Annotated in this window: 8 protein-coding genes, 1 tRNA gene and 1 other RNA gene; 6 read left to right on the top strand and 4 right to left on the bottom strand. The window is 37.8% G+C overall.

What is annotated here, in order from left to right; genetic code table 11:
* The 4 genes from AC07YC_RS22610 to AC07YC_RS22595 all read right to left on the bottom strand — a co-directional run.
* The coding region (locus AC07YC_RS22610; RefSeq protein ID WP_494920497.1) for a cation:dicarboxylate symporter family transporter at positions 1-1,025 on the bottom strand (1,025 nt) is incomplete at its 3' end.
* Positions 1,026-1,115: 90 nt separating this feature from the next.
* On the bottom strand, positions 1,116-1,994 hold the full coding sequence (locus AC07YC_RS22605) for a response regulator (RefSeq protein ID WP_008179686.1): 879 nt from the start codon (positions 1,992-1,994) through the stop codon (positions 1,116-1,118).
* Positions 1,995-3,254 (bottom strand): ATP-binding protein, encoded by a 1,260-nt coding sequence (locus tag AC07YC_RS22600; protein WP_494920496.1) that lies wholly within the window; start codon positions 3,252-3,254, stop codon positions 1,995-1,997.
* Between the two features lie 127 nt (positions 3,255-3,381).
* Positions 3,382-3,474, bottom strand: a tRNA-Ser gene (locus AC07YC_RS22595).
* A 167-nt stretch (positions 3,475-3,641) separates the two neighbouring features.
* Here AC07YC_RS22595 and ffs point away from each other — a divergent pair.
* The 6 genes from ffs (at position 3,642) to AC07YC_RS22565 (ending at position 7,358) form a co-directional block, all read left to right on the top strand.
* Positions 3,642-3,909, top strand: an RNA gene (gene ffs, locus AC07YC_RS22590) — signal recognition particle sRNA large type.
* Positions 3,910-4,052: 143 nt separating this feature from the next.
* Positions 4,053-5,840 carry a DNA polymerase III subunit gamma/tau gene (gene dnaX, locus AC07YC_RS22585; RefSeq protein WP_494920495.1) on the top strand — a complete coding sequence of 596 codons (1,788 nt, stop codon included), beginning with the start codon at positions 4,053-4,055 and terminating at the stop codon, positions 5,838-5,840.
* Between the two features lie 20 nt (positions 5,841-5,860).
* Entirely contained in the window at positions 5,861-6,175 is a 315-nt protein-coding gene (locus tag AC07YC_RS22580) for a YbaB/EbfC family nucleoid-associated protein (protein ID WP_004233957.1), read from the top strand.
* A gap of 11 nt (positions 6,176-6,186) precedes the next feature.
* The gene (gene recR / locus AC07YC_RS22575; RefSeq protein ID WP_036122001.1) at positions 6,187-6,783 is read left to right on the top strand and encodes a recombination mediator RecR; all 597 of its coding nucleotides are present in this window, start codon (positions 6,187-6,189) and stop codon (positions 6,781-6,783) included.
* 13 nt (positions 6,784-6,796) lie between these two features.
* Positions 6,797-7,012: a YaaL family protein gene (locus tag AC07YC_RS22570; protein WP_008179697.1), complete on the top strand. Its 216-nt coding sequence runs from the start codon at positions 6,797-6,799 to the stop codon at positions 7,010-7,012.
* A gap of 73 nt (positions 7,013-7,085) precedes the next feature.
* A complete protein-coding gene (locus AC07YC_RS22565) occupies positions 7,086-7,358 on the top strand; it encodes a pro-sigmaK processing inhibitor BofA family protein (RefSeq protein ID WP_336637336.1) in 273 nt (90 codons plus the stop codon).
* Positions 7,359-7,583: the final 225 nt, after the last annotated feature.

Raw genomic sequence — 7,583 nt, 5'->3', positions numbered from 1 at the left:
ACCATCAATACAAGCATTAACGTAATTTGTTCACCAATACTTAGGTGAATACCGTACATTTGCGCAATAAATAATGCTGCAATCGCTTGGTATAGCGTAGATCCGTCTAAGTTAAAGGAGTAACCGGTCGGGATAACAAAGGATACAATATCCTTCGGAGCCCCTAATTTCTCCATTTTTAACATAATACGCGGTAATACAGCCTCAGAACTTGCTGTAGAGAATGCTAAGATTAGCTCATCTTTCAGCACTTTAATTAAATAGAAGATGCTGATTCCTGCGAATTTTGCCACAAGGCCAAGAACAACAAAGATAAAGAATAACATAGTTGCATAAACAAGAATGGCTAATTTGGCAAGTGGTACCAGTGAAGCGAACCCATATTTGGAAACGGTTACACCAATTAAGCCAAATACCCCGATTGGAGCAAACTTCATTACGAGGTTCGTTACCCAGAACATCGCATCTGCTACCCCTTGGAAGAAGTCTAAGACTGGCTTTCCTCGATCGCCAACTGCTGCAACTCCTAAACCAAAAATAACTGAGAAGAAAATAATCGCAAGCATATTACCCTCAGCCATAGACTGAATAATATTTGTTGGGACAATACCTACAATTATATCGAAGGGCCCCTCATGCTGTACTTCCTCAGTCGTTGTAACATATTTCGAAATATCCCCTTGAGATAATTCGTTCATGTTTATTCCCGCACCAGGTTGGAAAATATTAGCGGAAAGTAATCCGACTAAAATAGCGACAGTCGTAATTATTTCAAAGTAAATAATAGATTTCCCGCCTAATCGCCCAAGCTGCTTCATGTCTCCAGTACCAGCAACACCTACGATTAATGTAGAAATAATAATCGGTACAACAATCATCTTAATAAGATGTAAAAAGATATCCCCTAATGGTTGTAAATATGTCTCAATCTTGGGGTTTCCATAAAAAATACCACCAACAATGATCCCTAAAATCAAGCCGATTAAAATTTGAGCGGCTAGACTGATTTTAAATTTCTTCTTCAAACCCTTTGTACCCCCTGATATTAAATTTTTAGGACACGCCTTACTTTAATAATACGGAGGACTTATGGAATCCGACAAAATCCGAGAAAATTAATTTAATTTTGTTAAAATGTCTGAATATAGCACTTGAATAAACTTCTTAATATTTACCTTTGCTTTACGATTGTCATGATCTTCAATCTGAGTCATGAGTTGACGAATTTCTTTAAAATCGAAGTAGCGAGGGGCATAGTATTCAAACTCAGAGTTGGTGTAATCGACAACACCTAAGTTTGCGAGATTAATCATGGCAGCTAATATCGTTCTGCGTACACGCTGTTCTATGGCTTTACTTTCCTTCAAAATGTCATCAGGTGTTGCCTTTGTTACAGCAGCGATTTCTTCATAAAGCTCCTTTAGTGGAGGGAGGGGTGCAATCTTATGCTGATGGGCAAGTAAAGTTTCGATAATAGCTATAATATCCTCGCTCCCAATCTCACCGACAATACCCATATCATTTAATATAGACTGAATATGGTCTCGTGAAGTTGCTTTATTTGCCTTTTGCTCACTTAATTCAATATTTGTAAGTGATTGACGAATAACTAACAGTGAATTTTTTAGCCGAAATTGTTCTGTAGTTTTTTTCAAAACATTTTCAACCTCAATGCGATTAATCGGTTTATGAATGAAGAAATCTATTCCTTGCTCATAAGCCTCACCAACCATTTCTTTATTCACAACCTGAGAAATCATTATAAATTGACCCTCAAAGCGATTTTGAATAAGATGCTCGACTGTGGCTATGCCATCAAGCTTTGGCATCAGTAAATCGATTAGTACAATCTCAGGCTGGGTCATTAAAATTTGTGGTATGGCATCCTCTCCATTACGAGCTTCGCCAATCACTGTACCTAACCCACTATCTTCAATAATTTGTTTTAACATGACACGACTTGCGCGATCGTCGTCTACAATAAAATACCTCATTTAAGTCTCTCCCGTTTGAATAGTTTGCGTAGGAATTATGATTTTAAACGTTGTGTATTGATTGTTTGATTCAACGGTTATGGAGCCTTTTAATTTTTCTATTAGTTCAGCAACATGTGAAAGGCCAATGCCAGTAGCTGCGACACCTTCTACATTATATTTTGTAGTAAATCCAGGTTCGAAAATAATAGAAAAATCATTCTGTGAAATTCCCTTTCCATTATCACATATTGTTACTACAGTATTATCCTCTTGTCGTTGAATAGCAATAGAAATGATACCTTGTTGTTCGATAGCCTCCACTGCATTGGCAGTTAGATTATTTAAAAGCGCAAGCAGTGCAATATGTTCCTTTGTTTGAAAATCGAAGTCTATACTTGTTTCAAATTGTATATTCTTCCCTAGTAATTCAGCGTACTTACTATTGCCGTCATTAATATAATGTAATAATTCTGATAATATAAAAGGCCCGAAGCTTCTCTCACCAACAATCTTTGAAATGCCTGCATAGATGCGTTGTGAATCCTTTTTCACTTCATGAATTTCCTGGGCAATATGAAGAGCTTGCAAGCTTTCCGCTCGATATCCTTGAGCTTTTAATTGCCGATATAATTCAAAACCGCTAGCTGTTATGGTTTCAATATGGTTCATGGATTTTTTTAAATACAGAGTCTCAACGTAGAGGTCAGATCCAATATTCAGCATCTCTTGTACACGTTTTTTTTGTTCGGCGATCAATATAGAGCTATAAATACCAACTACAAAAAAGCTACGTAATAAGGCCACTGCTAATAGGATCAAAAGGTCGTGAAGAAATAAAAATGTATAAGTTTGTACAAAAAATCGGAAAATCTGTTCGGCTAAGTTACTAATGACCTCACTAAAAGCGACGAGTAAACCAAGCTTTAGTGGTTTTTCTCTATATGTTTGAACATCTAAAATTTGTAGGCATATAGCAAACAATACATAAAATAATCCTGCTGGTAAATGGTTAAATATGCTCTCTAATACTGAAATATCGTGTAAATAGGAATTAAAAACACGAAAAATGATTGTCACTATACTTGTAGCAAACCCAGCTAAAATAATGGGAGTGGGTTTAATTAATGTGCATAAGAAAAAGATAATGGTGCCTAAACCAAAGCGAAAAGTCGTATTGGCAAACGGCATAATTTTAATTTCACTACCAATTGCGGTCAAAACAGCAATCAAAATAACCCAAGTGAGGGAAGTGCGAGCTATATTTCTTTTCGATGGCAATATGACAACCTCCCATAAGCGATATAATAAAAAAATACCACAACCGAGACGGAAGTGGTATTTAACAAGTCATACATACAATTTTGGCAAAAAAAAACGGCTACATTCGTAGTCGGAAATTAAAAACTGGAGGAGGTAGAGGGATTCGAACCCCCGCGCGGTGTTACCCGCCTGTCGGTTTTCAAGACCGATCCCTTCAGCCAGACTTGGGTATACCTCCATGTTATACTGCTTTGCTGTCTTTCGACAAAAATAAATTTATCATAACTTAAAACTCAAGTCAATAATTTTTTCGAAAAAAATATCAAGATGGGAAAAATACAAGGGTAATAAATAATTTGTGCATTAAGTTGCAATTTATACAAACAGTAAGTATACTAGTTATTGCCGTGCTAGGTGGGAAGGTAGCGGTGTCCTGTAACTCGCAATCCGCTCTAGCGAGACTGAATTCCTTTTTCGAGGCTGTCCGTATTGTTTGGTCTGCCTTCTGCACGTAGTGTTGACGATTGGGTCCTGCGCAATGGATACCCATGAACCATGTCAGGTCCGGAAGGAAGCAGCATTAAGTGGTCATATCCATGTGCCGCGGGGTTGCCTAATCTGAGCTAACGACAGGAGTAACGCTTATGTGCGGCTGTCAAGGAAAGGTGCACGGCATTAAATTGCCAACTCAAAGCATCCGTCTACTATAAGGCGGATGCTTTTTTTATTTTTATTTAGTAACTTCATTTTATATATAAGGCAGCAAATGCTATAATTAAGACTATTCTATTTACTGGAGAAGGAGAGAGAAAAACAGTGACGTATCAAGCATTTTACCGTGTGTATCGGCCGCAATCTTTTCGAGAGATGTCCGGTCAAGCGCATGTCAAAAGAACGCTACAAAATGCTCTCCTAGCGAATAAAACGACGCATGCTTACCTTTTTTCTGGTCCACGTGGTACAGGGAAGACAAGTACAGCTAAAATTTTTGCAAAAGCTTTAAATTGTGAACATGCGCCTGCAAAGGAGCCCTGTAACGAATGTGCTACATGTCTAAGTATTACGGACGGTTCGCATCCTGATGTCATTGAATTTGACGCAGCTTCAAATTCACGTGTTGAAGAGATTAGAGATATTATAGAAAAAGTTCGTTTTGCTCCCGCAAGCAGCAGATACAAGGTGTACATTATTGATGAAGTGCATATGCTCTCTACAAGTGCTTTTAACGCTCTTTTGAAAACTTTAGAAGAGCCGCCTCCTCATGCAGTATTTATTTTAGCAACAACCGAGCCTCATAAATTGCCTGCAACAATTATTTCTCGTTGTCAGCGCTTTGATTTCAAACGACTTTCTACCAATGATATTATTGAACGTATGAAAGTTGTCTTAGAAGATATTGAGCTGCCGTATGAGGAGCAAGGCTTAAAGGTAATAGCGCAATCTGCTGCTGGGGGAATGCGTGATGCTTTAAGTTTATTGGACCAAGTAGTATCTTTCAGCGGAGAGAAGCTAAAGCTTGAGGATACATTATTAGTTACCGGTTCAATAAGTCAGGATGTTTTTTATGATTTAGCCGAGGCACTCAAAGCAAAAGATGTTGCACAAATGCTTGCCCTATTAGAGCAACTAATTGCTGATGGTAAAGATCCACTGCGTCTTTCAGAAGATTTAATAACATTTTTCCGTGATTTATTATTACTTCAAACAAGTGATGATTTAGCTGAATTATTAGAGCTTGTGTCACCCGAGGAACGTGTATTATCCTTGGCGCATGAATTTGCACCGAATATGCTTTATGGCTATATCGATATACTTGCGAAAACTCAGCAAGAAATGCGCTTTTCTCACCATACGAAAATCTATTTAGAAACGGCATTACTTAAAATGGTACACTTTTCGGGAGGGAGCACTAATCAAGCGGTAACTACAACGAGCGATACGGCTATTAGCCCTGATCTCGCTCAAAAAATTGTAGCGCTTGAGCAGATGGTTCAACAATTATCTGTGCAATTACAATCAGGTGCTCCTGTGCAAGCATCGCAAACACCAAAAGAGCAAAGACCACGTGCTAAAAATCCAAACGGCTATAAGGCTCCGACAGGTCGTATTCAAGAGGTACTAAAAGACGCTACAAAGCAAGATGTTCAACGTATAAAATCGATTTGGGCACAAGCACTAAATCAATTGCAAAAATCTCAATCTGCGCTTTTAGCTGAAGCTGAACCAGTTGCGGCATCTTCAAGTGCTTTTGTGTTAAAATTCAAGTATGATATTCATTGTCAGATGGTTGCAGATAATCAGTCTTTAAAGGGCCACTTTACCCAATTAATTGCCGGACAAACTGGTACAATGTACGAGATGCTTTGTATACCAGAGGAATCTTGGTTAAAAATGCGTGAAGAGTTTATCCGTGATCATAGTATGCAGCACAAAAAAACAACAGCTGCATCAGAGAATGGTGAGGAATTATTAGAACCACCACCGGCAGAAATGTCGGATGAGCCATTTATTGATGATGCTCAGCCACTTGCTTCACAGGACCCACTTGTGACAGAGGCTGAAAATCTCTTTGGTAAAGATTTTGTTGAAATTATGGAAGATTAAATTTTAGGAGGAAAACATGTATGCGCGGAATGGGAAATATGCAAGGTATGATGAAAAAAATGCAAAAAATGCAAAAGGAAATGATGGAGGCTCAAGAGGCTCTCAATGCAGAGCAATTTGAAGGTGTTGCTGGTGGCGGCATGGTAAAAGTAACTGTGTCTGGTCAACGTGAAGTTGTGTCAGTAAATCTTGATGAATCTGTAGTAGATCCAGAGGATATTGAAATGCTACAAGACTTAATCGTTATTGCTACTAATGAGGCATTAAAAAAGGTAGAAGAAAAAACGAACTCAACGATGGGTAAATTCACTCAAGGCTTAAACCTTCCATTCTAGGAGGTATTCATATGTACTACCCAGAACCAATATCAAAATTGATCGATAGTTTTATGAAATTGCCAGGTATCGGGCCGAAAACTGCGGCTCGTCTGGCGTTTTTTGTGTTATCAATGAAGGAAGAAGATGTCTTATCTTTTTCTAAAGCATTAGTTGATGCTAAACGAAATTTAAGCTACTGTTCCGTTTGTGGCAATATTACGGATGTAGACCCATGTCACATATGTACAGACAAACAACGAGATCATTCGATTATTTGTGTTGTTCAAGATACAAAAGATGTGATTGCGATGGAAAAAATGCGTGACTATAATGGCATGTACCATGTGCTACAAGGTGCGATATCACCGATGGATGGTATTGGTCCAGAGGATATTAATGTCGCTTCCTTGTTGGTCCGGTTGCACGATGAAAGTGTCCAAGAGCTTATTCTAGCTACGAATTCAACTATTGAAGGCGAGGCAACAGCTATGTATATATCTCGCCTTGTCAAACCATCAGGTATTCGTACGACCCGCATTGCGCACGGATTGCCAGTAGGTGGGGATTTAGAATATGCTGATGAGGTAACGTTATCTAAGGCGATGGAAGGTCGACGTGAGCTGTGAGTGAGGGATTAATATGTTCTTCCGTAGTAAAGGAAAGCTGAAAAAAGAGTTTGATGATAGGCTCGTAAATCTTATAAAAGAAACAAAAGAGGATTTACAACAGGCTAAGATAATAGAAGAATTAATGGACGACTATGATCTAGGGGCGATCGCTCAACGAAAAGCGGCAGAAAGCATTCATTTTTATTTATTTAAAGAAGCTAGAATTCGCAGAGTGTTAATTAAATAGTTCTATTGGCCATTCATAGAAGCAATATAGGAAACATAAACTTTCATAATTATTTTTTTGAGGGGGTAACCATATGTCTTGGTTAGTAATTATGAGTATTTGTGTTCCTGTAGGGCTTCTTTTTCTTTATGTCATCATAAGACATGCTAAGCTTGGCAAAATCTTAGAAGGATTATCTGTTTTTTGGTTTCGATTTGCATTTGCCTTCCTATTATTGTTTATGATTCATTTAGGTATCGGTTATATAGGATATAATGTGCCGATTAATCTTTTCTCTGTCTTAACAATTGCCGTTTTAGGTGTTCCGGGGGTTCTGGGAATAACAGCTTTAATATTTATTTTATAAAATGCTTGCAATATAATAATATTATGGTATAGTTATAGAAGTCGCCAATACAACTGGTTGAAACGAAAATAAATTAAAAAATTTATGTTGACACAGTGTATGAGACATGATATTATATAAGAGTTGCTGTTGAAAAACAACAACGAACAACATGAACCTTGAAAACTGAACAAGCAAAACGTAATCAATAAAGTTTTTAGTAACTAGCCTAGCTAGTGAACAAAA

The organism is Lysinibacillus sp. GW247-5R2A, assembly GCF_059424475.1.
This window is presented reverse-complemented; position numbering and strand designations above follow the sequence as displayed.

What these genes read in the sequence shown, in the direction of transcription:
- AC07YC_RS22605 (WP_008179686.1), bottom strand. Translation starts at nt 1,994, where the DNA reads ATGAGGTATTTTATTGTAGACGACGATCGCGCAAGTCGTGTCATGTTA.
- AC07YC_RS22570 (WP_008179697.1), top strand. Translation starts at nt 6,797, where the DNA reads ATGTTCTTCCGTAGTAAAGGAAAGCTGAAAAAAGAGTTTGATGATAGG.
- AC07YC_RS22580 (WP_004233957.1), top strand. Translation starts at nt 5,861, where the DNA reads ATGCGCGGAATGGGAAATATGCAAGGTATGATGAAAAAAATGCAAAAA.
- AC07YC_RS22565 (WP_336637336.1), top strand. Translation starts at nt 7,086, where the DNA reads ATGTCTTGGTTAGTAATTATGAGTATTTGTGTTCCTGTAGGGCTTCTT.
- recR (WP_036122001.1), top strand. Translation starts at nt 6,187, where the DNA reads ATGTACTACCCAGAACCAATATCAAAATTGATCGATAGTTTTATGAAA.